The 24,403-nt window shown below is 57.8% G+C and carries 25 protein-coding genes and 3 tRNA genes; 6 read left to right on the top strand and 22 right to left on the bottom strand.

Going from position 1 to position 24,403, the window contains the following annotated elements; genetic code table 11:
• Window positions 1-23: 23 nt before the first annotated feature.
• The 10 genes from rplK to M017_RS0114255 all read right to left on the bottom strand — a co-directional run bounded on the left by rplK (window position 24) and on the right by M017_RS0114255 (window position 8,006).
• Complete coding sequence (gene rplK, locus M017_RS0114300) at window positions 24-452, bottom strand: 50S ribosomal protein L11 (protein ID WP_031498762.1); 429 nt, start codon at window positions 450-452, stop codon at window positions 24-26.
• 4 nt (window positions 453-456) lie between these two features.
• On the bottom strand, window positions 457-1,125 hold the full coding sequence (nusG, locus tag M017_RS0114295; RefSeq protein WP_031498761.1) for a transcription termination/antitermination protein NusG: 669 nt from the start codon (window positions 1,123-1,125) through the stop codon (window positions 457-459).
• Between the two features lie 16 nt (window positions 1,126-1,141).
• Window positions 1,142-1,375 carry a preprotein translocase subunit SecE gene (gene secE, locus M017_RS0114290; RefSeq protein WP_031498759.1) on the bottom strand — a complete coding sequence of 78 codons (234 nt, stop codon included), beginning with the start codon at window positions 1,373-1,375 and terminating at the stop codon, window positions 1,142-1,144.
• A gap of 29 nt (window positions 1,376-1,404) precedes the next feature.
• Window positions 1,405-1,478 (bottom strand) — tRNA-Trp (locus M017_RS0114285).
• Window positions 1,479-1,581: 103 nt separating this feature from the next.
• Window positions 1,582-2,769: an elongation factor Tu gene (gene tuf, locus M017_RS0114280; protein ID WP_031497870.1), complete on the bottom strand. Its 1,188-nt coding sequence runs from the start codon at window positions 2,767-2,769 to the stop codon at window positions 1,582-1,584.
• Between the two features lie 67 nt (window positions 2,770-2,836).
• Window positions 2,837-2,912, bottom strand: a tRNA-Thr gene (locus tag M017_RS0114275).
• 47 nt (window positions 2,913-2,959) lie between these two features.
• Window positions 2,960-3,048 (bottom strand) — tRNA-Tyr (locus M017_RS0114270).
• 42 nt (window positions 3,049-3,090) lie between these two features.
• Window positions 3,091-4,701, bottom strand: coding sequence for a tetratricopeptide repeat protein (locus M017_RS0114265; RefSeq protein WP_031498758.1), 1,611 nt, complete (start codon window positions 4,699-4,701; stop codon window positions 3,091-3,093).
• A complete protein-coding gene (locus M017_RS0114260; protein WP_031498756.1) occupies window positions 4,691-5,479 on the bottom strand; it encodes a tetratricopeptide repeat protein in 789 nt (262 codons plus the stop codon). Before M017_RS0114260 ends, M017_RS0114265 begins: the two co-directional genes overlap by 11 nt.
• 40 nt (window positions 5,480-5,519) lie before the next feature.
• Entirely contained in the window at window positions 5,520-8,006 is a 2,487-nt protein-coding gene (locus M017_RS0114255) for a PBP1A family penicillin-binding protein (protein ID WP_238325896.1), read from the bottom strand.
• A gap of 174 nt (window positions 8,007-8,180) precedes the next feature.
• On the opposite strand from M017_RS0114255, the gene M017_RS0114250 reads away from it, so the two are divergent.
• Entirely contained in the window at window positions 8,181-9,491 is a 1,311-nt protein-coding gene (locus M017_RS0114250) for a DUF3526 domain-containing protein (protein ID WP_162179928.1), read from the top strand.
• Window positions 9,488-10,849, top strand: a complete 1,362-nt coding sequence (locus M017_RS0114245) for a DUF3526 domain-containing protein (protein WP_031498752.1) — start codon at window positions 9,488-9,490, stop codon at window positions 10,847-10,849. Before M017_RS0114250 ends, M017_RS0114245 begins: the two co-directional genes overlap by 4 nt.
• A 36-nt stretch (window positions 10,850-10,885) precedes the next feature.
• Here M017_RS0114245 and rpmG read toward each other — a convergent pair whose 3' ends face one another.
• Window positions 10,886-11,041, bottom strand: coding sequence for a 50S ribosomal protein L33 (gene rpmG / locus M017_RS0114240; RefSeq protein ID WP_031498750.1), 156 nt, complete (start codon window positions 11,039-11,041; stop codon window positions 10,886-10,888).
• Between the two features lie 26 nt (window positions 11,042-11,067).
• Complete coding sequence (rpmB, locus tag M017_RS0114235; RefSeq protein WP_031498748.1) at window positions 11,068-11,292, bottom strand: 50S ribosomal protein L28; 225 nt, start codon at window positions 11,290-11,292, stop codon at window positions 11,068-11,070.
• Between the two features lie 126 nt (window positions 11,293-11,418).
• Between rpmB and M017_RS0114230 the strand changes: the two genes are divergently transcribed.
• Entirely contained in the window at window positions 11,419-12,897 is a 1,479-nt protein-coding gene (locus tag M017_RS0114230) for a trypsin-like peptidase domain-containing protein (protein WP_238325895.1), read from the top strand.
• Here M017_RS0114230 and M017_RS0114225 read toward each other — a convergent pair.
• The 7 genes from M017_RS0114225 to M017_RS0114195 form a co-directional block, all read right to left on the bottom strand.
• Window positions 12,894-13,280 (bottom strand): DUF2237 family protein, encoded by a 387-nt coding sequence (locus tag M017_RS0114225; protein ID WP_031498746.1) that lies wholly within the window; start codon window positions 13,278-13,280, stop codon window positions 12,894-12,896. The two genes, M017_RS0114230 and M017_RS0114225, sit on opposite strands and share 4 nt — an antisense overlap.
• Window positions 13,281-13,290: 10 nt before the next feature.
• Window positions 13,291-14,532 carry a competence/damage-inducible protein A gene (locus M017_RS0114220; RefSeq protein ID WP_031498743.1) on the bottom strand — a complete coding sequence of 414 codons (1,242 nt, stop codon included), beginning with the start codon at window positions 14,530-14,532 and terminating at the stop codon, window positions 13,291-13,293.
• Between the two features lie 9 nt (window positions 14,533-14,541).
• A complete protein-coding gene (locus tag M017_RS0114215; RefSeq protein WP_031498741.1) occupies window positions 14,542-15,540 on the bottom strand; it encodes an SMP-30/gluconolactonase/LRE family protein in 999 nt (332 codons plus the stop codon).
• A gap of 32 nt (window positions 15,541-15,572) precedes the next feature.
• Window positions 15,573-16,049 carry a phosphatidylglycerophosphatase A family protein gene (locus tag M017_RS0114210; protein ID WP_031498740.1) on the bottom strand — a complete coding sequence of 159 codons (477 nt, stop codon included), beginning with the start codon at window positions 16,047-16,049 and terminating at the stop codon, window positions 15,573-15,575.
• Window positions 16,030-16,218 (bottom strand): DNA gyrase inhibitor YacG, encoded by a 189-nt coding sequence (locus tag M017_RS0114205; protein ID WP_031498739.1) that lies wholly within the window; start codon window positions 16,216-16,218, stop codon window positions 16,030-16,032. Before M017_RS0114205 ends, M017_RS0114210 begins: the two co-directional genes overlap by 20 nt.
• Window positions 16,219-16,223: 5 nt before the next feature.
• On the bottom strand, window positions 16,224-17,633 hold the full coding sequence (rimO, locus tag M017_RS0114200) for a 30S ribosomal protein S12 methylthiotransferase RimO (protein WP_035957806.1): 1,410 nt from the start codon (window positions 17,631-17,633) through the stop codon (window positions 16,224-16,226).
• A gap of 191 nt (window positions 17,634-17,824) precedes the next feature.
• Entirely contained in the window at window positions 17,825-18,679 is an 855-nt protein-coding gene (locus tag M017_RS0114195) for a sugar phosphate isomerase/epimerase family protein (protein WP_031498736.1), read from the bottom strand.
• 355 nt (window positions 18,680-19,034) lie between these two features.
• On the opposite strand from M017_RS0114195, the gene M017_RS30740 reads away from it, so the two are divergent.
• Window positions 19,035-19,142: a PEP-CTERM sorting domain-containing protein gene (locus tag M017_RS30740; protein WP_080507758.1), complete on the top strand. Its 108-nt coding sequence runs from the start codon at window positions 19,035-19,037 to the stop codon at window positions 19,140-19,142.
• A gap of 87 nt (window positions 19,143-19,229) precedes the next feature.
• On the opposite strand, the gene M017_RS0114190 is transcribed toward M017_RS30740, so the two are convergent.
• Both M017_RS0114190 and M017_RS0114185 read right to left on the bottom strand, forming a co-directional pair.
• Window positions 19,230-21,347 (bottom strand): radical SAM protein, encoded by a 2,118-nt coding sequence (locus tag M017_RS0114190; protein WP_035957805.1) that lies wholly within the window; start codon window positions 21,345-21,347, stop codon window positions 19,230-19,232.
• Window positions 21,348-21,519: 172 nt separating this feature from the next.
• A complete protein-coding gene (locus M017_RS0114185; RefSeq protein WP_031498734.1) occupies window positions 21,520-22,056 on the bottom strand; it encodes a hypothetical protein in 537 nt (178 codons plus the stop codon).
• A gap of 17 nt (window positions 22,057-22,073) precedes the next feature.
• Here M017_RS0114185 and queG point away from each other — a divergent pair, with 17 nt between their 5' ends.
• Window positions 22,074-23,009, top strand: a complete 936-nt coding sequence (gene queG, locus M017_RS0114180; RefSeq protein ID WP_051670081.1) for a tRNA epoxyqueuosine(34) reductase QueG — start codon at window positions 22,074-22,076, stop codon at window positions 23,007-23,009.
• Here the strand turns inward: queG and M017_RS0114175 are convergent.
• A complete protein-coding gene (locus M017_RS0114175) occupies window positions 22,989-23,471 on the bottom strand; it encodes a hypothetical protein (protein ID WP_238325894.1) in 483 nt (160 codons plus the stop codon). The two genes, queG and M017_RS0114175, sit on opposite strands and share 21 nt — an antisense overlap.
• Window positions 23,472-23,485: 14 nt before the next feature.
• On the opposite strand from M017_RS0114175, the gene M017_RS0114170 reads away from it, so the two are divergent.
• Window positions 23,486-24,268 carry a 3-keto-disaccharide hydrolase gene (locus M017_RS0114170; protein ID WP_051670079.1) on the top strand — a complete coding sequence of 261 codons (783 nt, stop codon included), beginning with the start codon at window positions 23,486-23,488 and terminating at the stop codon, window positions 24,266-24,268.
• Window positions 24,269-24,403 lie beyond the last annotated feature (135 nt).

Below are 24,403 nucleotides of genomic sequence, written 5' to 3'. Positions count from 1 at the left end.
ATATAAAGTAAGCCCTACAGGGATTAAACTACGTCAACACCCATGGAGCGAGCCGTACCCTTCACCTGATTGATCACACCTTCGAGATCGAAGCTGTTGAGATCGGGCATCTTCGTTTTGGCAATTTCCTCCACCTGCTTCATGGTGATTTTGCCAACCTTGTTCCGATTGGGTTCCTTCGAGCCACTGGTGATGCCAACAGCCTTCTTGATCAGAACCGGCACTGGCGGGGTCTTGGTGATGAAGGTGAAGCTACGGTCAGAGAAGATGGTGATGACAACAGGGATGATGAGGCCAGCCATATCAGGAGCAGAGGTCTTCGCATTGAAGGCCTTGCAGAATTCCATGATGTTGACGCCTTGCGGACCAAGAGCCGTACCGACCGGAGGGGCGGGAGTTGCTTTGCCAGCGGGGATTTGAAGCTTTACTGAGCCAGTAACTTTCTTTGCCATTTGCTTATACCTTCTCTACTTGTAAGAAATCGAGTTCGACAGGGGTGGAGCGGCCGAAGATCGTAACCATGACGCGCAGCGTGTTGCGCTCGGTATTGACTTCGTCGACCTTGCCGGAGAAATTGTTGAACGGGCCATCGACGATACGCACCGTTTCGTTCTTTTCGTAATTGACCTTCGGGCGGGGAGCATCACCCGGACGGGCCTGCCGGAACAGAACTTTATTGACTTCGTCTGCAGTGAGGGGAACCGGAGTATTGCCGCCACCCACAAAGCCTGTCACACGAGGGGTATTTTTGACTTCGTGCCAGAGCTGGTCATCCATCTCCATCTGGATCATCACGTAACCCGGATAGAGCATGCGCTCACTGGTAACTTTTTTACCGTTCTTCATCTCGACAACCTGTTCCTTGGGAATCAGGATCTGGCCGAGACGGTGATCGAATCCGAAAGCCTCAGCACGGCTCTTCAAGGATTCAGCAACTTTATTTTCAAAACCCGAATAAGTATGAATGATGAACCAGTTCATATTCGGATGGGAATCTTCTTGAGACTCACCAGCCGGAACTAAGTCCTCATGCTCTGCATGTTCTGTTTGCGCAGCTTCTTCAACCCCTGGCACTACATCATCAGGAGCCACTTGGTTTTCGTCGATCTCGTCAAAGTCGGGCATGGATGACCTCGCGGCGCTATTTCGCGCTCATCTTAAAAACCTGGCTCACAGCCCGGACGAAGAGCTGGTCAATCACTGCGAAGTAAGCTGCGAAAAGAAAGACGCTGGCGACGACGACGGTAGTAGTGGCGATGACTTGCTTACGGCTGGGCCAAGTGACCAGACGCATCTCCTTCTGGAGATCTTCAAAATAGTCTTTTACGTTCTGCGGCCAGGAGCTGGCCTTTTCCATTGCGTTTTCAGTCGCCATTTTCAACTTTCCGGGAGTAGAGGAAGATTTGGCAGGGGCAGAGGGATTCGAACCCCCAAAGGCGGTTTTGGAGACCGCAGGTTTACCGTTAGCCTATGCCCCTATTGGAACCAATCAACAGTATAAAACAACTGGGGGACCGAAAACCGGATGGGCATCGCCTCCCGGCTTCCGGTCCCCACAACAAGCGCGAGAAACTCGCGACCCTACTCGATGATTTCCGACACAGTACCGGCGCCGACAGTGCGGCCGCCTTCGCGGATGGCGAAGCGCAAACCCTTATCCATCGCAACCGGCGTGATCAGGTCGATCGTCATCTGCACGTTATCGCCAGGCATCACCATCTCGGTGCCTTCCGGCAAGTGCGCCACACCCGTCACGTCCGTCGTACGGAAGTAGAACTGAGGACGATACCCGTTGAAGAACGGAGTGTGACGTCCGCCTTCTTCCTTGCTCAGGACATACACTTCGCCCTTGAACTTCTTATAGCCCTTGATCGAACCCGGCTTCGCAATCACCTGACCGCGTTCCACGTCGTTCTTTTCAATGCCGCGCAACAAGAGCCCGACGTTGTCGCCCGCGCGACCTTCGTCCAGCAACTTCTTGAACATTTCCACACCCGTCACCGTGGTCTTGCGCGTCGCCGTAAAGCCGACGATTTCGCATTCCTCACCCACCTTGACGATGCCCTTTTCGATACGGCCAGTCACTACCGTGCCACGGCCCTGGATCGAGAAAATGTCTTCGATCGGCATGATGAACGGCTTGTCGATGGCGCGCTCCGGAATCGGAACATACGCATCCACCTGCGCCATCAGGTCGTCAATTTTTGCTTCCCACTGCGGCTCGCCATTCAGCGCCCCCAAAGCGGACACACGCACCACCGGCAGATCGTCGCCAGGGAACTGGTAGCTCGAGAGCAACTCACGCACTTCCATCTCCACCAGCTCGAGCAGCTCGGCGTCTTCCACCATGTCGGTCTTGTTCAGAGCAACGACGATGTAGGGCACACCCACCTGACGGGCCAGCAGGATGTGCTCGCGGGTCTGGGGCATCGGGCCGTCGGTGGCGGCAACGACGAGGATCGCTCCGTCCATCTGCGCCGCACCGGTGATCATGTTCTTGATGTAGTCGGCGTGGCCGGGGCAGTCCACGTGAGCGTAGTGACGATTCGGCGTCTCATACTCCACGTGCGAAGCGGCAATTGTGATACCACGAGCCTTTTCTTCCGGCGCGTTGTCGATCGAGTCGAAGCTCCGGAATGTGTTCTTCGGGTTGTGCCTGGACAACACCTTCGTGATCGCTGCCGTTAACGTCGTCTTGCCGTGGTCGATGTGCCCAATCGTGCCAATGTTGACGTGCGGCTTGCTACGGTCAAATTTCTCTTTCGCCATGTTGCTAACGCCTTAACTAAACCAGAGTGGAGTTTTTGATCCTGAAAATCAAGCGGGGAAAAAAATCTGGAGCTGATGACCGGGATTGAACCGGTGACCTCGTCCTTACCAAGGACGCGCTCTACCATCTGAGCTACATCAGCCCGCTTGCACTACTGTATCAGGACGAGTGGCGCATTGAAAGAATCAATGGTGGACAGGGAAGGATTTGAACCTTCGTAGGAGGTAAACTCCGACAGATTTACAGTCTGTTGCCATTGACCGCTCGGCCACCTGTCCGGGTGCGCACGAACCCTCAAAGAAGGCCGCCTGACAACTTTTCTATCGTATCACAGGGATCTCAAATCGCAAAAGCATTGCGTGAAAAGCTGTATCAATTCCTGTGGGGAGAGGGAAGATTTTTGGCTTCGTTGGATCGACCGGAGTAAAGAGCCGGTGCGCGGCAGCCAGCATCTCGGTACGCAGCTTCACCAGTTGCGGTTGCGGCATCGCCGCCTGGATACGAGCGGCCAGAGCCGCTTCATTGGGAGCAGGCTGGCTGAGCAGGGCAAAGATCGAAAATTCGGTGCGCAGATTCGGATCCCGGATCTGCGCGCTGAGCGCCTGCAGCGTGGCCGGGGAGGGCCGCACGCCATCAACGCCGAAGCGCAGGATTTCCAGATAGAGATCAAGGGCCGCCTTGAGGTCACCAGTGCTCTTCTTGGACTCCGTCTGCAGTAAGGCCTGCGCTTGGGGCCAACGGCCCGTACGAGCCAGCCAGACGGCACGCTGGAAGAACTGTGCGTGGCTCGGAGCGTTGGCAAACACCTGCTTCAACCAGGTGTCAAAGAGAAGATCCGCCGCCTTCACATCGCCGCCATAGAAATTTGCAAAAGCAGCCTTGCGCCACTCCACTCCGTTTTGGAAGTTCGGGAAACGTTGCGCCGCCTGCTGGAAGGAGTGGGCCGCTTCTTTGAAGTTACGATTCATGTAGTAGATTTCACCCAGTGAATCGATCGGATTGGCTTCGTTTGGAGCAAGACGGCGATACTGCTCCATGGCCTTGACCGCTTCGGGTACTTGCCCCTGGTTGGCGTAAGCGTAGCCGAGGCTGTTCCACCAATCGGGTTTGTTCGGTTCCTGCCGGGAGAGTTCCTGATACTCTTCCACCGCGGTGGGCCAATCGCCAAGATTGGCCGCCGTGGCTGCGATTTCTGCCCGGAGCCGCAAGTCGCTGGGACGCAAAGGGAGGAGCTTCTTTGCCGCCGCCACCTTTGCCGTGGCGTCTGGCGCAAGTAGAAGGCTGGTTTGCGCCTTGGTCAACGGATCAGCATCGGACGGGAGCTTCGCCGCCATCGCCTGCGCTTCTTCCGTTCTCCCTGCACGCAAGAGCTGATCGATGATCACCGGATAGGCCGGAGCAAAGCCCGGGAAGCGTTGCTGCAGCGCCAGAAAGGGATCGAGCGTCTTCTGCGACTGGGCTTGCATGAAGGCGCGCCACGCGCCGAGATCAGCAGGAATCTCCGTCAGCTTTGCGTCCAGCATACGGCCCAGCATTTGCGCGGAAACCTGGAGCAAACCGGATTCCGGCACCTTTGCCGTGAAGCTGGAAAGAATGTTGGAAGTGGCGGTGTCGGTGAGACGCGCTTCGATGAGAAAGTCCTGGCCCGCCGGACGAATCGTTCCGCTGATGAGGCGGCCCGCCCCCAGTTCGCGCCAGCCCTCCGCATCATGCACGACGGAGACCGCCAGCCGGGGGTCTTGCACCAGGCGCTGGGCGCTTGCATAGGCAATGAGAGACCCCATCCAGTTCTGCGCGGGATCGGGCCCTTGATTCTCAAACTCCTGAATCACGAGACGCGAATTGACAGGAGAAGGCGCCTGCCGGGAACACCCGGCAAGCGCCAGAATGAGGATCGAATAAATTGTGAAAGATTTGCTGCTAGAGGACACGGAACTCCGACTTCAGAAGTGTCTGAAACTCGGGCTCATCCTTGATGGCCCGGAATGCTTCGTCGCCCGCAATCTTATCCCGCTCGGAGAAACCTTCCTCGAGCGCTTTCCGCAAGTACTGCATGGCCCGGTCGTTTTGCCCTCCCTTGGCATAAAGCTTGGCCAGATGATAGTGGAACTTGGCCCGCTCATCGACACTGCGCTCCTGCAGAACGGTCCCCTGCGATCCCCGATTTTCAAACACATTCGGATCGAGGCTCAGCGCGGTCTGGTAAGAGGTGAAGGCCAATTCGTACTTCTTGCGGGCGAACAGTGCGGTTCCCAGATTGGAGTGGATGCTCGCCGAATTCGGGGCGTAGAGAAGGGCTTTTCGATAGTGATTGGTTGCGCGACGATAGTTCTTCTGAGCATACGCTACCGTGCCGAGGTTGTTGATTGCTTCCGCATACTTCGGGTTCAGCTTGACCGATCGCTCATACTGCTTGCGCGCCAAATCGAGCTGGCTCAGCTGGTGGTAAGCGATGCCCACTTTGTTCCAGGTGACCGGGGAGTTTGCCGGCATCTGCTGGTACATCTCGACCGCCTCACGGAACATCTTCCGTGCCATGAAAATATCGCCCCGCATCTCGGGGCTGAGTTCCGCTTTCTCTGGAGGCGGAATCGGATTCGCTACAGACGAAGGCGTCGCAGTCGACGCGGTGGTGAAATTATTGGCGTGAGGCTGGCCAAGCAGAGCCGAGACAGCCATTGTCGAAACAAACAGGGTGCGTAGTCGCATCGGGCACCTCCACTTGCTTCAAATTCTAATCCAAAACGATTTATTTGAATATCGACCGGATCTTGCCCCAAATACTCTTTTTGTCCTGGGACCCTTCCTCCCCCGGCTTTGCCCGGCGTCCGGCATCGCCCTCAGCAGATCGAGCCGTCTCTCCGTCTTTCTTCCGGATCGTCACGCTGCGGCCCCCAGAAGAGACCTGCCCTTCCCCGCCCGCAGAAGAAGGGTGGGACGAAACGCCCGCTTTCGGCTCTTCCAGATCCCAGCCAAAGACCTGCGTCTGGCCGCTCACTCCTTCAACCGGCTGCGTGCCAGCGACATAATACTCGGTGCGTCCTGCGCCCAGCTTGCCAGTGGCCACATCGACCTCAGCCGAGACCACACCTTGCGGCGCCTCAAAGCCATGGACATTGCGATACTCACGGTGGGTGTGGGCGCGCTTCATGAATTCGGTCCAGATCGGCAGTGCGGTTTGTCCGCCGGTCAGCTTGATGTCGCGATTGTCATCAAAGCCAACCCAGACGACGCAAACCAGCTTTGAGGTGAAGCCGGCAAACCAGCCATCGCGGCTGCTGCCCGTCTTGCCGCCCGCCGGTAAGGTAAAGCCTCGGGTGCGGACGCCAGCACCGGTACCGGCGCGCAGCACGTCTTCCATGAGATTCACCATGATGTAATCAATACGCGGATCGAGCACTTCGTGGCGCTCCACCTTCTGCTCGAAAATGTTGCCTCCAAAGCGGTCGCGAATGGTGCGCACCCAACTGGGCCGCGAAGCGATCCCGTTGGTGGGGAACATCGTATAGGCACCCGCCATTTCGATCGGCGTCACCTCATAGGCGCCGAGCGCTACGGAAGGCGTCGCCCGGACCTCCATATTCAAACCCGCGCGGCGAGCGAGCTTCACCACTTCCCCATAGCCAACGGCTTCGGCCAGCTTAATGGTGGGGATGTTCAGGCTCTTCATCAAGGCCGTGCGCAGGCTGACGGCTCCGTAGTATTTTTCCTGGTAGTTGCCGGGATCATAGGAGCGGCCATCGTAATAGAAGGTAGTGGGTTCGTCCACCAGCATGGTGGTGGGCGTGAAGACCTTCTCGCTGTCAAACAGAGCCGTATTCAAGGCAGCCGCATAGACCAGCGGTTTGAAGATCGAACCCGGTTGGCGTTTGGCCATGGCCCGGTTCAATTGCGATAGCCCGTAATTGCGTCCGCCCACCAGCGCCTTGATTTCGCCATTGCGCGGATCGAGAGCAACCAGGGCCACCTGGACGGTAGCGGGCTTGCCATCCTTGTCATTCTTATGCCTGCGGGCGATCGCTTCGTCGACTTCCTTGAGCCCGGCGCGTACAGCATCGGCAGCGTCGCGTTGCAAATCGACATCAAGCGAGGTGAAGACACGGTAGCCGCCATCCTGGAAATCGATCGAAGGAAACTTCTGGGTGAGGGTATCGTTGACGAGATCGACGAAATAGGAGGAATCGGCCGAGTCGCCATTGCCGCGGACGGTGCGCACTTCGGTGGCCGTGGCGGGCGCATAGAGCCGTTCGTCGATGTAGTCGTTGTCGCGCATCAGACGGAGAACGATATTGCGGCGGGTCTTCGCCTTCTCCGGGTACACAAAAGGATTGGTTGCGCTCGGACGCTGGATCAACCCTGCGAGCAGGGCCGCCTCAGGCAGCGTGACGTCTCGGACATCCTTGCCCAGATAGGCTTGCGCGGCCTCGCCAAAGCCAAAAATATTGAAGCCACCCCGCCAGCCCAACGGAACGTAATTCGCATAGTACTCAAAGATCTGCTCTTTGGTGAGCTTCTGTTCGAGGATCAGCGTGTACAACGCTTCATTGATCTTGCGCCGCCAGGTCTTCTCTGGAGTGAGGAAGAAACCACGCGCCAATTGCTGGCTGAGCGTGGAGGCTCCTTCGGCATGGCGTCCGGTCGAGATGTCGACCATGAGCGCCTTCACAATGCGGATCGGATCAAAGCCAGAGTGTTTGAAGAAGCGTTTGTCTTCGACACTGGTAACCGCATTCACGAGCGTCTTGGGCAGATCCTCGTAGCGGACCATGCGGCGCTTTTGGCGGGAACGGTCGAAAATATTCGTCACCAGTTCCGGCTCCAACTGGTACTGGTTGCGGACGCTATTATCGACCAGCGAGACGATTTGCGATATCTTGCCATCGGCGATGCGGACCAGGCCCCCATCGCGGGCAAAGAAAGAATCGGGACCGGGATAGATCTCGATCGAGTCGCCGCGCAGGACATAATGGCCGACCGGATTGCCGCTGGAATCGCTATAGCCACTGCGCCGCAGTTGGCCCACGAGTTCTTCGCGATCGAGAGGATCTCCGAGCGCTAGAACATGCGGGGCGGCATAGATGCGGGAGGCGTTGCGGAAGGGACCAGCGGCCAGTTTTTCGTCAATTTCACGCGAGTACTTGTTGTACAGGAAGCCAAAAAAGAGCAGGCCGCCGATGAAAATAAAGGCGAGTGACGCCAGGACGATGCGCCCGACAGGATGAAGAAGAATGCGCACGAGAAACGCGCGAGCGGGTATTTGAAGTCGAATCGCCACAGGGTAAGCTTAGTCGCCTTTATTTTGGCACGCCTTCGTCGGGTGCGCTCATGAGCTACTGTAATCCTAATGACGGATCGCAACGAGCAATCGCTACAACGCTTTCTCTCAAGAGTCCGATATGCCCTTCCAACCTTGGCAATCTTGCTGGTAGGAATGCAATGGTGGCAGGGACTGGAGTTGCACTCTGAGGCGGATCGCGCAGGCCGGGAAGCACAGCGTCTCTGGGCCGACCACCCGCCCGCATTTCCGCTCGACACCTTAATGGGAGCCGTGTACGCGCCCGCCGTGGCGTCGCCGCTCAGCAGCTTTGATGCAGGAGATGGTCCTTGGTTGGGCAGCTCCCTGTGGTTGCAACTGGGAAGACTCGCCCGCATCCAGGATCAGGTGGGGTACGACTATGCGCCGGCAGGCCGGCAAATCGGTCTAACCGCCGCCATCCTTGCGCAGATCGCCATTCCGATGCTGGCCTTGCTGCTCTGCTGGCAACGCCGGGAAGCCATTGCGGCCGGGAGCACGGAGAGCTGGACGGCAATGCTCATTGCTTTGTTCGAGCGCTGTGCACCGGCACTCGCGATTGCCTGTCTCCTCAGCGCAATGTTGAGCTGGAAGATGCTAGGGCTGAATGGAGCCACCCGGCTGCTATTGCTGCTTGGGTGCTACCTGCTCTATGCGCTGGCGGCGGCCAGTATCTGCTGGCTGGCCTATCGTTACATTCCGGACACTTCGCGGGCCACGCTGGTGTTGGCTAGTTTTTGGTTATTCAATATAGCCCTGGCTCGTCCGACCACCACGAATCTGGCAGGAGCGCTGTATCCGCTTCCGACGATCGATGCGATGGCCCGGAAGATTGAATTTGAACGAGCCAACGGCTACAACGGCGTCGAGACGAGGAAGGACCGCGAGCGCCGTTTCATAGCAGAAGCGTTGGTCGAATATCAGGTGAAGAGCATTGACCAGTTGCCCGTCAATCTGTCGGCAATCCTGCTGAAGAAAGAGGAGCGGCACCAACGCGAGGTTTTCGTTCGCCGTCTTGGCGAATTGAATGAGCTATATCGCAGCCAGGAACGATTTGAGCAGCTCACTTCGTTTGCCGCTCCGATGGTTGGAATTCAGATCGCGTCAAGCGCACTGGCAGCAACGGACTTTGCCAGTGAGCGGGAACAACTGAACCAGGCCGATTTGTACTGGGACAACATGGTGCGGAAAGTTTATGAGGACATCGTGGTGTCCAGTGGACCGGAAGGGAAAAAGATCATTCGGGGCCCAGAATACTGGCGGCAGTTTCCTTTTGTCCATCCGTCCTTACCAAGCCCAGCCCATGCCCTGAACTCCAGCCTGCTCCCGTCTGCGTTCCTGCTGCTTTGGGCCGCAGCGGGCTTTTTCCTATCCAAGCAGCAAAAAGAAAACCGATCGAAAACAATGGAGATCGAGATCCCCGTATGACTTCGCCAATTGCTTTTGGAAGTAGCCGCCTGGGGAGAACGCCCTACGTGCTGCAAGGCTTGTTGCTCGTGGCGCTGGTCGCTTTGATTGTCTTTGCCTCCTCGGTGAGCGCAGGCATTGGCCAGACCGAGACGACATTGCAGCGGTATTCCATGAAGGAACCACAGGTCGCCGACCCTGGCTCCGTCTATGTGGAGGTCACGCTTCCTCCGCCTGCGCTGCTGCAACTGAGTTCTGGCTTGGTGGGAATGGCACCGTCCATGCATCTGATCCGGCTTTTGGCGACGCGCCCCTTGACCAATGTCGATGTGATCGAACATCCGGCGCGGCGGCGCTACGGACGGGTGGACCTCAGCTTTGTCTTCCTCCTGGTCCTGCCGATTGCAATTCTTCCGATCTGTTTCTTTCTCTATCGGCAGTGCCTCGCCAGCGGCGCGATTGAGAAGCTGCTGAGTGGCAAGGTTTCCATGTTCGACTTCTGCATCGAGAGGATTTTGATGCCTCTCGGCGTATTCTCCGGCGTGATCATCCTCAGCACCTTGGCCAGCTTGTACGCCAGCGGGATGCAGATCGGGTCCAACGAGAGGTTGGGACGCCTTTCTTTTTGGGTCGCCATCGTGAGCGTCTACTTGTTGGGATGGCTCTTGCTCTTTGCCTGGCTCCTGCTGCGAGGCTCTTCCTTTGCCGGAGCAGCCATCCGCTACACAGGTATTTTTCTGATCAGCGTCATCGGAGTGCCCTTCCTGCTACAGAGCATTGGATCGGCCATAGCCCGCCCGCAGAGCCGGCTGGAGATTTCGATCGATCGTAGGAATTTGAGCAAAACGATCCAGTTGCCAGAGCAGGCAGTAGTCGATCAATTTCTACAATCCCAGGGAGCGCCCGCAATCGACTGGTCGCAACCACTTGGCAACACCAGACTCATCGCCCTGAAGAGCCTGATGGTGGAAGAACAACTCCGGCCCAAGGTCGAGGCCTTTGAGTCGAGTGTGCGCCGGATGGAGCAGCTGAGCCAGATCGGATCCTGGCTCTCTCCCTACACCGTGACCCAATTCGCGGTGGACGATCTGGCGGGATCCGGGTTATCGCGCTATACGGAATTCCGGGAAGCCGCGATCGTATTCTTTCAGCAGTGGAAAACATATCTTCTGCCTTACCTGTCAACAAAGCAGACGCTCGATTTCGATGCGCTGCGCGGAGCGCCAAAGTTCCAAATGAAGCCCGAGAACAGCGGCATGCTGTTTGGGGTGAGTGCGATTCGGTTTCTTTATCTGGGTGTGATTGCCGGGACACTCGTGGTGCTCTTGCGCCGCGAGTTGCAAAGAGTGCTGCCCAAACGTGCAAACGCCGCCCGGTGAGGAGCGGCGTGGCAGAAAAACGGTGAGAAGACCAGACTAGGTGATCTTGTATTCTTTGTAGTCGACGTGCTTGCGGATCACCGGATCGAACTTCTTCTTGGTGAGCTTTTCGGTGGTCTTCTTAGGATTCTTGGTGGTTGTGTAGTAGTGGCCCGTACCGGCGGTGGAGACCAATTTGATATTGATGCGCATGATCGATTCCTTTTCGAGACCTGAAACTAAGCCTTCTTGAGAAGAGCGAGGACGGAGTCAACGCCGACTTTATCGATAGTGCGGAGAGCTTTCGCAGAAAGGCGAACGCGGATGAACTTCTTCTCGCTGGCAACCCAGATCCGCTTGACGTGCAGATTCGGTTCGAAGCGACGCTTCGTCTTATTATTCGCGTGCGAAACGGTGTGACCGCTGATTGGCTTTTTACCGGTGACAGGACAAAGTTTGGCCATAAAATTACTCCAACGTGCTCAACCAGGGTTTTTGGTTTTGCCTAAGATTGAAACAGAGGTCGTACGGCTCAAGCGCGTACCCGGCCACTGTCTCGCGTAAGGGCACACGAAATGCGTGCCACCACAATGTCTGAGTTTAGCGCAGTACAGAGCCGTTGGCAACGCTGCGGCGCGATGGATCGCGAAATCATCCCGCTTCAGAACAGCGACAATGAAATTCAAATGCGATTCGTGCACCTCGTTGTACTCCTTGCTCTCACCAGCGCTCCCAGTTTGGGTCAGACACCTCCGGCGGCGGCGCCTCCCCAAGAGCTCAGTTCCTTCAGCCAGAGCGTGCGGGCACTGGCCCGGAAGGTTTCTCCCTGTGTCGTCGAGATCGTGGTTGCAAAGTATTCCACTGGTGAGGAAGAAGGCACCAAGGGCACCGGCTTGCTCCGCCGGCAACGGGGCAGCGGTAGTGGCGTCTTGATCGATGCCGAGGGCTACATCATTACCAACGCGCATGTCGTGTCGAGCGCTTACAGCGTGAAGGTGGCGCCACGCGGAGGCACTGGCGAAGGGCAGGCGGTGGACGCGAAGATTGTCGGCATCGACCGGGAAAGCGATCTGGCTGTCATCAAAATCGAAGGAAAGAATTTTCCGCATCTCGCCTTCGGCCGCAGTGACCTGCTCGAACAAGGAGATATCGTTCTGGCATTTGGCAGCCCCCTCGGCCTAGAGAATTCTGTCTCGATGGGCGTGGTGAGTTCTCCCGGGCGAACGGTGGGAGAGGAGAACCCGATCGCCTATATCCAGACCGACGCCGCCATCAATCCGGGCAATAGCGGTGGAGCACTGGTGAATGCAGCTGGGCAACTGGTGGGGATCAACTCGTTCATCATGACCCAGAGCGGCGGCAATGAAGGCATCGGATTTGCGATCCCTTCCAACGTGGTGCGTCAGGCCTATCGCCAGATTCGCGCCTATGGCGGCGTGCGGCGGGGCATGATCGGAATCGCGGCGCAGAATCTGACGCCTCTGCTGGCCAAGGGTCTGGGCATTGAGGCAACCAGCGGTGTGATTCTGAGCGATGTTGCCCCGGAGGGGCCTGCCGACAAGGGAGGCATGGAGAGCGGCGATCTGATTCTGACGATGGATGGAGTGAAGGTCAAAAACCTGCGGCAGGTGACCATGGAAATCTATCGCAAGCGCAAAGGGGACCAGATGAGCTTCACCGTATTACGAGGCAAGACGACAGTTCCGTTGAACGTCACCGTCGATGAAGAGGAAGCGCACCACGAGAAGATGTCCGGCATGGTGAGCGTAGAGAAGAATCTGGTGCGGCGGCTGGGTGCGCTGCTGGTGCCTCTCACCAAGGACAATGCGCAGATTCTGGGCCCGTACCGGCATGAGTACGGCCTCGTAGTGGCGGCGAAAAGCGCCGACGGCGTCACACAAGACATCGATCTTGAGGTGGGTGATGTGATCTATGGCCTCAATGGCCTGGTCACGACGACGGTGGAGAGCCTACGAGAGGCGCTCGAACGGCTGAAGCCCGGCGACGCCATGGTGCTGCAAGTGGAGCGCGAGGGCCAAGTGCGCTATGTCGCGCTCGAATGGAGCTAGTGCACAGGGCCCGGCAAAACAATGGCGTGGGCGTGCAGATCGGGCATGGTGACAAACTGCAGCACGCTATGGTGCGTGGACTCGAGAACCACCTGGGGAGCGCATCCGGCTTCGAGCGCTTCCTTCCAACGGAGCGCACAGAGGCACCATTGATCTCCGGGCTTCAAACCGGGGAAACCAAACTCCGGGTGCGGGGTGGACAGATCATTGCCAGCAGCCTTTGAGAAGGCCAGGAAGTCTTCCGTCATGAGCGCACAAATGAGATGCCGCCCAGTGTCCTCTTCATTGGTTTCGCAGCAGCCCGTGCGGAAGAAACCGGTCATTGGATTTGTAGAACAGGGGACCAGGATCTGGCCCAGGACGTTGCGCTGAGGATTCGCCATCAACACTAGCTTAAATGAGAGTGAGGCGAAGTAGGTTTAACGCAGACTGCACCGCGAACTGGCGGATGCGATCGCGATCTCCGGTGGGATAACGGAAGCGATGCGCTTTGCGGAATCCGCCGGGGCCTGCGATACCACAAAAAACCGTGCCCACCGGGTTTTCTGCAGTGCCGCCATCGGGACCTGCATAGCCGGTCAGGCTCAATGCCCAGTGCGCGTTGGCCCGCTCCTGCGCACCAACAGCCATCTGCAACGCAACCTCTTCACTCACTTCGGTATGTTCAGCGATAGCCCAGGGATCGACACCGAGCAGACTTTGCTTCTGCCCATTGTTATAGCTGATGAAGCCACCAACAAAAACTTTGGAGGCGCCTGCAATGCCAGACAGGCGCGAGCCGAGCATGCCGCCAGTGAGCGACTCCGCCACTGCGACCGTCTGGCCCTTTGCTTCAAGCAGACGCAGGACCGCCGCTTCGAGCGGCGAGCCATCGTGCGAGTAAATTTTATTGCCGAGAGCGGCTTCGATCTTCGCTGCGAGTTCCGAGGTGAGCGCGTCGGCTTCGGTTTGCGTGGTGGCTTGGGTACGAAGGTGAACGGTGATGTCCCCGGCCTTGGCAAGAATGGTGGTGACAGGGCGCTCATAGGGCTTGTAAATGGGAGCGATGAGCGCGTCGAGGTCGCTTTCGCCAATGCCCGAGACACGGAAGGTGGCGGTGGCCAGTGCAAGCGGCGGCAGAATCTTTTGCAGACGAGGGAAGAATTCCTGGCCGGCCATGGGCTTCATTTCGCCCGGTGGCCCGGGCAGCAAAACGACAATCTGGTTGTGGGGCAAGGAGAGCCATTGCCCGGGAGCGGTGCCGCGGCCATTCGGCAGCACCTCGGCGCCTTCCAGGACATAGGCCTGGCGCTTGTTAATCTCCGACATGGTGCGTCCAAAGGACTGGAAGCGCGCCTCCAGCCAAGCGCAGACTTCCGGATCGAAATGGATGGCTCGATCGGTGGCGGCAGCAACGGCCTCGCGCGTGAGGTCGTCTTCGGTAGGCCCGAGCCCGCCCGTAAGGATGAGGAGCTGCGCCGATTCGAGAGCGTAGCGCACCGCTTTCTCCAGACCACCGCGATGATCGCCGACGATGAGCTTCTGTACCACCTCGACGCCCATGTCGTTTAACTTCTCTGTGAGGTACAGCGAGTTCGTATCGAGACGCGTGTGCGTCAGCAGTTCACTTCCAACAGCAATGATGGCGGCGTGCATGAGGGGGAATCAGGCTCCGGCGATATCGACGTCGACGCGGTAGATGGCATTGTTGGTGGCAACCGCAAGCGAGCGCGAGGGCAGGAAGCAAAGGCCGACGATATTGTGGCCGGACAGGAAGTGCGAGGCTTCGCGCTGCGGATCGATCCGCACCACACCGCGGTGTCCGGCAAAACTCGCCGCGCAATAGAGATTGCCGTCGTGATCAAAGGTGATGCCCTGTGGCCGGCCGAGGCCACGGAAGAAGAGTTCGGTTTCGCCGTTGGGAGCAATGCGCTGGATCGAATCGAAGCTTGAAGTGGTGGGGCCGGTGACGTAGAGATACGAGTCTGGACCAAAGGCCAGATGGTAGGCGGCGATGGACGGTTCGAGGGTGGCAAAGACGAAGACTTCGCGATCGGGTCCGATCTTGAAGATGGTGCCCGAGCGATCGCCTACATAGAGATTGCCCGCCGGGTCAAAGGCGAGTCCGGTGGCAATGCCCATTCCTTCGACGAAGGTGCTCATGTTGCCGGAAGGAGTGATCTGGTGGATGGTGCCCTCGTTGCGCGAGGAGACATAGAGCAAGCCTTCGGCGTCGAAGGCAAGACCGGTCGCATTAATAATGTCGCTGACGAAGGGACGACAGTCGTAGTTCAGATCGATCTTATAGACCGAGACCGCAGTCTTCTGCCCACGGGTTCCGGAGAAGGTGGTGTAGATGTTGCCTTCGGCATCGGCAACGGGATTCGCAACCGGGTGCAGGCTGTCGGCGAGTTGGATTCCGATGGCGCAGTGGTAGGCATTGGAGGTAGCACCTTCGTGACGCACGGTGAGTTCGCCATAGCTAGGAGCATCCGGCACTTTGGCAATGACAAGATGCCCAGAGCCCACAACGATGGAACCCGGGGCGTCGCCGAATAGAACTTCCGGGCGTTGCTCACCGGAGAGGTTGGTTCCGCGGATGGTGAATTCCCCACCTGGCAGCGCGGCTTGCGGTTGGACACGATCGATTCGAATGGAGGACATGGAACGGCTGCTTCTATTCTGTCAGACCAGGATTACAGTGACGTCATGTTGCCGAAGTTGCGCAGCAGGTAAATGACAAAAGCCGCATAAACGCCGGCCATCAGGTCGTCGGCCATCACACCCAGCCCACGAGGTAGTTTCTCGAACATGTTCACAGGAAAGGGTTTCCAGATATCGAAGGCGCGAAAGAGCAGAAAGGCAACCAGGTAGCTGAGCCAACTGTACTGGACCACGGCTGTGAAGGCGATCACCTGGCCGAGCACTTCGTCAATGACGATGCACTGCGGATCCTTCAATTGCAGAGTGTCGATCATCTGGTTCGAGGCCCAGATGGAGGGAAGCAGGAGCACTGCGCTAAGGAGCGCGAAATGGATGTCGATGAAGAAGGCGTAGCGATGCAGGAGGTAGACAAGCAGAACGCCGAAGAGCGCACCGGCGGTGCCGGGAGCCTTCGGCGTATAGCCGGCATAAAAGCTGGTCGCAATCACCTCAGCGATCGCGAATCTCATCGTCCTCGTCTTCCTGAACAAGTTGGACCGGTGGACCGGGAATCTTATATTCCTCGTTCGCCCACTTCCCTAAATCAATGTCCTGGCATTGCTTGCTGCAGAACGGAAAGTATTCGTCACCGTGCGTGGTGACCTTACGGCAGATGGGGCATTTGGCCTGGATCGGCATAGTTCTTAGATGTGTTGGTGCTGCCGTTTGGGAGCAGCGTTCAGAATCGGAAAGGGGTTGTCGCTCAAGCGGGAGACGATCGGCTCCGGAGCGCCGAAGACTTCGCCGATGAGATCGTAATCATGCGCCTCGGTGATGCGGATGCGGCGGATCTGGCCCTTGGCAAGGTCGCCATCGCTGACGTCATTGATGAGACAGTAGCCGTCAATCTCAGGCGCCTGGGAAGGCAAGCGTCCCTGCCAAAGCAGATCCGTCTCCTCCGAGGGACCTTCGATCAAAATCGGGAACTCCCGTCCAATCAACGACTTGTTGATCTTTTTGGAGATCTTGCGTTGCGCCGCCATCAGCCGGCGCTGGCGGTTGTGGATGGTGCGGCCATCAACCTTTTGGTCGAGCGCGAAGGAGCCGGAGGTCTCTTCATCGGAATACTTGAAGACGCCCAGACGGTCGAGCTTGGCGGCTTCGGCAAACTGCATCAGCTCTTCAAAGTCGGCATCGGTTTCGCCCGGGAAGCCGACGATCATCGAGGTGCGAATCGCCACACCAGGGATGGTGGCACGCACCTGCTCAATCAGCTTGAGAAAGAAGTCGCCATTCGAGCCACGCTTCATGCGCTTGAGGACGTTACGGCTCGCATGTTGTAGAGGCATATCGATATACTTCACCAGCGAGGCGTGCTCAGCGATGGTGTCGAGAAGCTTCTGGGTGACGCGGTTCGGGTAGCAATAGAGGAAACGAACCCACTTCTCAAAAGGGGTTTCGATCTGCGCCAGGCTGCCGAGCAGATGCGCCAGCCCGTCCTTGATGCCGAGATCTTCGCCGTAGCTGGTGGTGTCCTGGCCGATGAGATTAATCTCGCGAACGCCTGATTCGAAAAGGCGAGTGGCCTCCGCGGTGATCGATTCAAAGCGGCGGCTGCGGAAGGCGCCACGAAACTGAGGGATGACGCAGAAGCTGCAGGGGTGGTCGCAGCCTTCAGCAATCTTGATGTAGGCCGAGTAGCGGCCGGTGGTGAGAACGCGCGGGGAGAGATCGTGATAGAGATAGGGCGTCGAACTGGGCGTGAACTTCTCGCCTTCGCAAGCCTCGATGATCTTCTCGATCTCGTTGGTGCCGATCAAGGCATCGACCTCAGGCAGATTGTCCTCAATCTCGCCACGGAAGCGCTCCACCAGACAGCCGGCAACCACCAGACGTTTCGCCTTACCCGTCTCTTTGAACTTCCCCATCTCGATGATGGTGTCAACGCTCTCCTGCTTGGCAGGATTGATGAAGCTGCAGGTATTGACGACGATGACCTCGGCGTCCTCAGGCGCGCTGGTGAGCTCGTGCCCGTGCGCTGCCAGTTGCCCCATCATGACCTCAGAATCAACCAGGTTCTTGGGGCAACCCAAACTAACAAAACCAATTTTCAAACGAGAATTCCCCTAAATAGATAGGGTAGCAGGCTGAAAGCCCGGTTTGCCGGTGGGGTGGACGCAGGGCAAGCCGGAAGCAAAGAATCAAAAACAGAATCATCTTTCTTTGTTTCAGAAACTTAGAAAACAAATTCAAAGCTCCGCGCTAGACTCCTTCCGGCCAGAGTCTAGCGCGGGAAAAGAACCAACTAGAAGTTCAGCTTCTTGAGGTACTCGGCAGATTGCTTCAAGCTATCGAGCGGATTGCCGGGGGTCTGGTCCTGTTCGACGAAGAAGTGCTTCGTCCCGGCAGCGGTTGCAGCCTTGAGGACCGAGGGGATGTTGATCACGCCGCCGCCGACGGTTTGGAAGTCCTCTTTCTTCACGCGCTCATTGTATTGCGGGGCAATCTTCGAGACGTTCTTCAGATGGACGAGCGGGATGCGGCCCTTGTACTTGGCGAAGACATCCTCGGGCGGAACGCCGCCCACCTGTGCCCACATGATGTCGAGCTCCAGGCCGACAAGCGACTTGTCCGCCTCGCGCATCAGGACGTCCAGAAGGCGGTCTTGTGTTCCAGCAACCGGTTCAAATTCAAAGGCATGATTGTGATAACAAAGCTTCATTCCGGCAGCCTTCACGCGTTGGCCGGTCTTATTGAGGGTGTCGGCAAGCTTCTTGATGACTTCGACGCCACCGCGGTCGGCTGGAGCGATATAGGGGCAGACAATGTACTCGAAGCCCTTCGACTTGGCGTCGTCAAGAGCCGGATTCAGCTTCTCAATATCCTTGAAGAAATAGCTTGTATCCATATGCAAACTCACGGGCTTCAGCTTGGTCTGCTTCAGGGAGTCCCAAATCTGAGCGAGATTGCCACGGATGGCTTCGACCTCGGTAAAGCCTAAGGCTTCGAGTTGCTGCAGCACCTCGAGAGGCTTCTCATTGATGATCGAGCGGAGGGTGTACAACTGAGCCCCAAAGGTCTTGAGCGTCTTGGCCTGGAGCGGAAGGATGGCAGCTGCGCTCGAAGCAAGCAGATTGCGGCGGGATAGTAGAGCAGACATTGCCCTATTCTATACGCGTCATTGGCACGTAGTTGGACATCAAAAATCGGCCCGGACATGTCAAAAACATGACTCAATCAGTACCAGTGCGGGAGCGGCGACCCTTGCCGAGAATCCAACCACCAATACAGACCGTTCAGTACTATGTCGGGCAATCGTTCACCACTCCCGATGGGGGGCAGTGGAACAACATCCGGTTCTATAGCGAAGGAACTCCAATGGCCGGCGCCACGCTCTTCCTGCGTATGCCGAAGCGGTATTCTACCTGGACGTCAGTGGAGATGAGTATTCGGGTGGCGAGTTCTGGAAAACCACAAACTACTTTGAATACTTTGAAGCAGACAGTGCAGCTGACGTGGCCTTCCTGCTCACAGGAGACCCTGTTGCGGCGGTTCCCGAGCCGTCTACCTACGCCATGATCGGATTGGGTTTGGTTGGCTTCAAACTGGCCCGGCGCAGATAGCAAGAATACAAAAAGGCCGGAATCCTGATTCAGGATTCCGGCCGAGTGAAGCGAACGAAATTTGCGACTCTTCGTTACGTTGAAAACTTAGTCGCCGAGCGCGCCCGTGGTCTCCTGTTGGGGAGCCTTGGGGGCTGGAGCGATGCCATGGAGGCCTGCGGGCTTGATGTCGCCGAGCGGCACGAAGCCTTCGACGGTCTGCTCCTTCAGGACTTCCTTGCGATAGAGCTTTTCCATTTCCTTGTGGTGCTCTTGTTCCTTGATCATCTGGGCACGGGCGCGGAGTTTTTCTTCGCGAGCGTTCTTGGCGATGCCCTGGAGGTCAAGGTCGGTCTGCTTGCCGGCTTCGACAGCTTCCTGGTTGAGAAGCAGCGAGTGCTCGATCGAGCTCATGTCCACGTTCTTGTTGCCGGCGTAGATCTTGTGGCGGCCATGCTCTTCGTACCACTTGGTGAGCGTGGCGGTCATGTGCATCTTCTCGACGATATTGCGCCAACCGACACCAGTGTTATAGGCGCAGAAGGAGATTTCGCCTTCCTGCGTCGCGTAGGGGATGATGCACTGTTCGGTACGGCGGAAGTCGTAGTTGAACAGATCCTGGAACCACATGCCAGCGATGAAGAGGAAGTTCCAGCGGTCGCCACGGCGCTTTTCGATGTCAGCCATCGTACGTTCGCCGGTGACCTTGCCGTAGTTCTTGCCGGTGGCGCCCATGGACTTGTCAAACTTCTTGAGAAGGTCCATGATGCGGAAGTGGGTGGGAGCAGCGTAGGGGTTGTAGTTGCGGATCAGCGCGATGGAGACCCCAAAGAGCGACCAGAACTTGCTGCGGGCAGCATCGTTCAGCTTGGCAACGTCCTTCATGAACTGGGTGGCGTTGAGGAAGGAGGTAACCGGAACGGCTTCCTTGGTTTCCTTGTCGACCATGACGGCCATACCGATGCCGCAGTTGGGGTGGCAACCGCAGGAGACCTGGCCCCACTCGGCGCCCGGTCCGTGGACCAGATCGGCGAAGTCAGCAAAGGTGCTCATGACGGAGATGGGGAACCAGTCACGGTCGGGCACGCCGATACCGGTCTGGTTCTTGACGTCGTGGGCCAAGTGAGACAGAGTGTAGCGCTGTGCGGCGCGGCGGTCTTCGGTGACTTCTTCGTCGCGGCCAGTGAAGGACACGGGCTGGAAGCTGAGGAAGGGGATCTTCTTCGGGTTGTCGAGAGCAAACTCGACGATGCGGCCGACCTGCTCGTTGTTGATGCCGTTGACGATGGTCGTCACGGGAACGATGTCGATCCCGTTGGACCAGCAATTCTCAATGGCGCGCATCTTCACGTCGAAGAGGTTGCCGACGGCACGGTGCGAGTTGGCAGCGTTGCCGATGCCGTCGAACTGGAGGTAGACGTAACGCAAACCGGCTTCAGCAGCCTGCTTGGCAAAATCGACCGACTTCGCAAACTCGATGCCGTTGGTGGCGGCCTGGACGGAGTTGTAGCCCACCTTGCGGGCGTAGCGAACAGCGTCGAGGAAGTAAGGCGACATCGTGGGTTCGCCACCGGAGAACTGAACCGACATCTGACGGCGGGGCTTGATCTTCACCGCGTTGTCGAGCATGGTGGTGATGTCTTCCCAGGACAATTCATGAACGAAGCCAACCTGGTTGGCGTCCATGAAGCAGGGGTCACACATCATGTTGCAACGATTGGTCAAATCGATCGTGAGCACAGCGCCGCGGCCGTGGGTGATCGTCGAAGAACCGTGGTTGTGCAGGTCCTTATCGTTGTGGGCGCGGATGTCGCGGCCGGGGAACACTTCTTCGAGATGCTTGAAGAAGGCAGGATCGATGGCCATCACGTCTTCAAAGTGACCGTGGGTGGCGCAATCCTTCACCATCAAAATCTTGCCGTCGCGCTCGATGATCTGAGCCTTGATTTCGCCGACCTTCTGGTTCTTGAGAATCTCTACCGGCAGATCGCCGTTGATGATCTTGTTCCGGATGTCGGGAACGCACTTCGGACAGAGGGAATCTGTGGTGCGGGGCCAGCCGAGTGGCGGCTTGGTCTTCTGGTAGCTCTTAAGGAGCGGCTTATCCGACCACTTCGGGGTAAAGGAAGGGTTCGGGTTGATCGCATTCAACTTTTCAAACACCGCCCAAGTGGCGTTTGCCGCGATCGAGGCGGCCTTTTCGACGAGCTTGACAGTTTTAGACATTGTTCTCCGTGCTGAGTCGCAAAAATTTGGTGGGTGATCCCACTCGTATGGTGATAGGTTAATGCTCCTTCGCTTTTGAGGAAGTAGATCTCAAGCGAATGGCTCCATTTTGCGGTCGGAATGCAAAGAGCAGAGTTGAATTGCAAAGAGGGAATACGAAGAAAAATCGAAGCTACTGGCCAAAATCGAGACGGTTCGCTGTCTGTTCGACTCGTTCGATGTCTTCTGCGGTCAGATCGTCGAGGAGCAGATCCCAGCGGCGGAGAGCGGGAGCATAGCCGGCCTTTGCCGAGAGGGCAAGCAACGCAAGTCCTTCAAAGCGTTGCGGCTCATCCTCAGCGGCGCTTCGATTGAGAAGCAGGCGGCCCAAGAGATAGCGCGATTCGGGGATTCTCGCCTGAGCGGCACAACGGAGCATCGGTTCCGGATTCTTCCGCGCATCGATCTCGATCTTTGCCTGTTCGAGACAGGCGAGGGGGATACGAGCTTTGAGCGCCTGGGCAAACCAGCGGGTGGCGCGAGCAGCGGGCAAAGCGGGCAGTTCCCCTTTGCGGCTGCGCAGCGCTGCTTCCAGACGGGCGGACGGATCGCCAGATTCGGCGAGCGCAATCAACGAGCGCTGGGCGGCGGCGCGAGTGGCTGGATTGTCGAGGCTCTGGAGGATGCCGGCGAGGTCCGCCGCAGCCAGCAGGAAAAGCACAAGCCACATAGGTTGATAATTACACTGTGCCTGTTGCTGCGCAAATCCTCCTCGATACCGCGCATGAGGAGGGCTTTGAGTTGGCCGGCCTTACCCCTGCCCTGCCCCATGCCGACTATCAGATGTATCGGAGTTGGGTGGAGGATGGGATGGCGGCGGGCATGACTTACCTGACCGACCATCGTGCCGGAGTCCGGGCCGACCCGCGGCATCTGCTCCCAAGCGCCAAGACAATGCTTTGCGTCGGGAAGCTGTACAACACGGAAGGGCCAGAGCGCGTTGCAGACGGGACAGGCTGGATCTCGCGCTATGCCTGGGGCCAGCGCGACTATCATGACGTGTTGCGCGAAGGTCTGGAGCGGGTGGCCGCCAAGTTGGCCGAGCAGATTGGGGAGCCCTTTGAATCGCGGGTGGTGGTGGATACGGCACCGCTACTCGAACGGAGCTATGCGCGCGAGGCAGGCCTCGGATGGGTGGGCAAGAATAGCTGTCTGATCCATCAGGGCTCCGGCAGTTGGTTCTTTCTCGGCGAGTTACTGCTGAGCCTGGAGGTGGACCACTATGGGACGCCCCCACCGGACCGCTGCGGGAGTTGCCGCCGCTGCATCGAAGCCTGCCCGACAGCCGCCATTGTCCCCGAGGGCACGGGATGGAAGATCGATAGCGGCCTGTGCATCAGCTATTGGACAATCGAAGCCAAAACGGAAGCGCCTCCGGAGTTGCGCGCCGCATTTGGCCAGCATCTGTTTGGCTGCGACATTTGCCAGGATGTTTGCCCGTGGAACCGCCGCGCCCCGGTGACGGCAGAGCCGGCCTTCCAGGCGCGTAACGCCTGTCCGCCCTTAGCCGAGATGGGAGAAGAAGAGTTTCGGGAACGATTTCGCAAGACACCTGTCGCCAGGACAAAGCGCGAGGGCTTCAACCGGAATGTGCGGGTGGCGCTAGAGAATCGCGGCCAGTAGGGAGACGATTTCGCGCGCCGGGAGTGGTGGCTCCTCGTGTGTGAAGCCAGCTTCCAGGTTGCTGCCTTCGATGCGGAAACGGCCGGGTTCACCGGAGAAGAGGCGGATGCTCTGGATCTGGTCTTCCGCAGACAAGGCCTGCAGCGCCTCCACAATGGAACCCAGCAGCACTTGCGCCGTGGCAAGTTCCGCATCGGCCGGCGGATTGTTCTTCCAGCGATAGGAGACTTTTGCGTTGCTAACCGGAGCGGGCAGCGGGGGAGTATGGATCAGAACTGCCGCAATCTCGTGCAAATCGACCCAGGCCTGGCTGCCTGTTGGCACGGCGAGTGTGACCAGGTCTTCTTCCAGCTTTTGGACCGTGCCTCGCATTTCGATTCCAGACTTGAGAGTGAGGGTGAGCGGTGCGGCTCCCAGATTCTTTTGCAGCAGTTTTTGAAACCCCGTCGACATCGCTTTCATATGATAGTCGACAGATGAAACGGATCCTGATCGCAGCAGCAATTTGTCTGAGCGCGGCCTTCGCGCAATCACAGTGGAAGAGCCTTTTTGATGGCAAGAGCTTTGCCGGATGGCGCGATGTCCGGACGCTGCAAGTTCCGGGAAATGGCTGGACCATCGAAGACGGCGCAATCCATTCCACCAGTAAACCCTGGATCAACGAGGATCTGTTCTCGCTTGGCGAATACACGGATTTCGAGCTGGAGTTTGAATGGAAGGTATCGCCGCGCGGCAATAGCGGGGTGAAGTATCGCTTGCAGGATGCGGTGTTCCTGAACGAGAGTCTTCCCCGCCCCAGCAAGAAGTTTGAAGACACCTTGCGCGATGAGTATGAGCGGCATCCGAGTGACCGGGCCAAGCTGAAGCCGAATGAACATGGCCAGCTATATACTGTCGCCTTTGAGTTCCAGTTGATTGACGACAACAACTACAGCTACAAGCTGAAGGACAACCAGCAGACCGGCGCCCTCTATAGCTTTATCAAACCGAGCCAGCTTGTCTCAAAGAAGCCCGGTGAGTGGAATACGGCAAAGCTGGTGGTGAAAGGCGATCACGTCGAGCATTGGGTGAACGGCGTGAAAGTAGTGGATGCCAGCCTGAAGAGTCCGGTGATTGCCGAAGGAGCCAAGGCGCGCTGGGGCGACACGCATCCGGTGTACAAGCTGCTCACCGAGCAGCCCAAGAAGAAGAGCCCGATCCTGCTCCAGAACCACGGGGACGAAGCCTGGTTCCGGAACTTACGGGTTCGCTCGCTCTAGCTGGTCAACAGGAGGCCTAGCGTCTATACGACCAACTGCTCAAAACGGCGGATGGTCCTCTGACTCAGGCCTCAGCGACTTCATCTCAGCGCCTCTCTGAAAAGAGTAGTTTCGCTCTCAGACGACTGGATTTCG

Source organism: Bryobacter aggregatus MPL3, from assembly GCF_000702445.1.
Classification (GTDB): Bacteria; Acidobacteriota; Terriglobia; order Bryobacterales; family Bryobacteraceae; genus Bryobacter; species Bryobacter aggregatus.
This window is presented reverse-complemented; position numbering and strand designations above follow the sequence as displayed.

Excerpts from the sequence above, each read along its gene's own strand:
- rplK (WP_031498762.1), bottom strand. The coding sequence starts at position 452 with ATGGCAAAGAAAGTTACTGGCTCAGTAAAGCTTCAAATCCCCGCTGGC.
- nusG (WP_031498761.1), bottom strand. The coding sequence starts at position 1,125 with ATGCCCGACTTTGACGAGATCGACGAAAACCAAGTGGCTCCTGATGAT.
- secE (WP_031498759.1), bottom strand. The coding sequence starts at position 1,375 with ATGGCGACTGAAAACGCAATGGAAAAGGCCAGCTCCTGGCCGCAGAAC.
- tuf (WP_031497870.1), bottom strand. The coding sequence starts at position 2,769 with ATGGCGAAAGAGAAATTTGACCGTAGCAAGCCGCACGTCAACATTGGC.
- M017_RS0114260 (WP_031498756.1), bottom strand. The coding sequence starts at position 5,479 with ATGCGACTACGCACCCTGTTTGTTTCGACAATGGCTGTCTCGGCTCTG.
- M017_RS0114245 (WP_031498752.1), top strand. The coding sequence starts at position 9,488 with ATGACTTCGCCAATTGCTTTTGGAAGTAGCCGCCTGGGGAGAACGCCC.
- rpmG (WP_031498750.1), bottom strand. The coding sequence starts at position 11,041 with ATGCGCATCAATATCAAATTGGTCTCCACCGCCGGTACGGGCCACTAC.
- rpmB (WP_031498748.1), bottom strand. The coding sequence starts at position 11,292 with ATGGCCAAACTTTGTCCTGTCACCGGTAAAAAGCCAATCAGCGGTCAC.
- M017_RS0114230 (WP_238325895.1), top strand. The coding sequence starts at position 11,419 with ATGTCTGAGTTTAGCGCAGTACAGAGCCGTTGGCAACGCTGCGGCGCG.
- M017_RS0114225 (WP_031498746.1), bottom strand. The coding sequence starts at position 13,280 with ATGGCGAATCCTCAGCGCAACGTCCTGGGCCAGATCCTGGTCCCCTGT.
- M017_RS0114220 (WP_031498743.1), bottom strand. The coding sequence starts at position 14,532 with ATGCACGCCGCCATCATTGCTGTTGGAAGTGAACTGCTGACGCACACG.
- M017_RS0114215 (WP_031498741.1), bottom strand. The coding sequence starts at position 15,540 with ATGTCCTCCATTCGAATCGATCGTGTCCAACCGCAAGCCGCGCTGCCA.
- M017_RS0114210 (WP_031498740.1), bottom strand. The coding sequence starts at position 16,049 with ATGAGATTCGCGATCGCTGAGGTGATTGCGACCAGCTTTTATGCCGGC.
- M017_RS0114205 (WP_031498739.1), bottom strand. The coding sequence starts at position 16,218 with ATGCCGATCCAGGCCAAATGCCCCATCTGCCGTAAGGTCACCACGCAC.
- M017_RS0114195 (WP_031498736.1), bottom strand. The coding sequence starts at position 18,679 with ATGTCTGCTCTACTATCCCGCCGCAATCTGCTTGCTTCGAGCGCAGCT.
- M017_RS0114190 (WP_035957805.1), bottom strand. The coding sequence starts at position 21,347 with ATGTCTAAAACTGTCAAGCTCGTCGAAAAGGCCGCCTCGATCGCGGCA.
- M017_RS0114185 (WP_031498734.1), bottom strand. The coding sequence starts at position 22,056 with ATGTGGCTTGTGCTTTTCCTGCTGGCTGCGGCGGACCTCGCCGGCATC.
- M017_RS0114175 (WP_238325894.1), bottom strand. The coding sequence starts at position 23,471 with ATGAAAGCGATGTCGACGGGGTTTCAAAAACTGCTGCAAAAGAATCTG.
- M017_RS0114170 (WP_051670079.1), top strand. The coding sequence starts at position 23,486 with ATGAAACGGATCCTGATCGCAGCAGCAATTTGTCTGAGCGCGGCCTTC.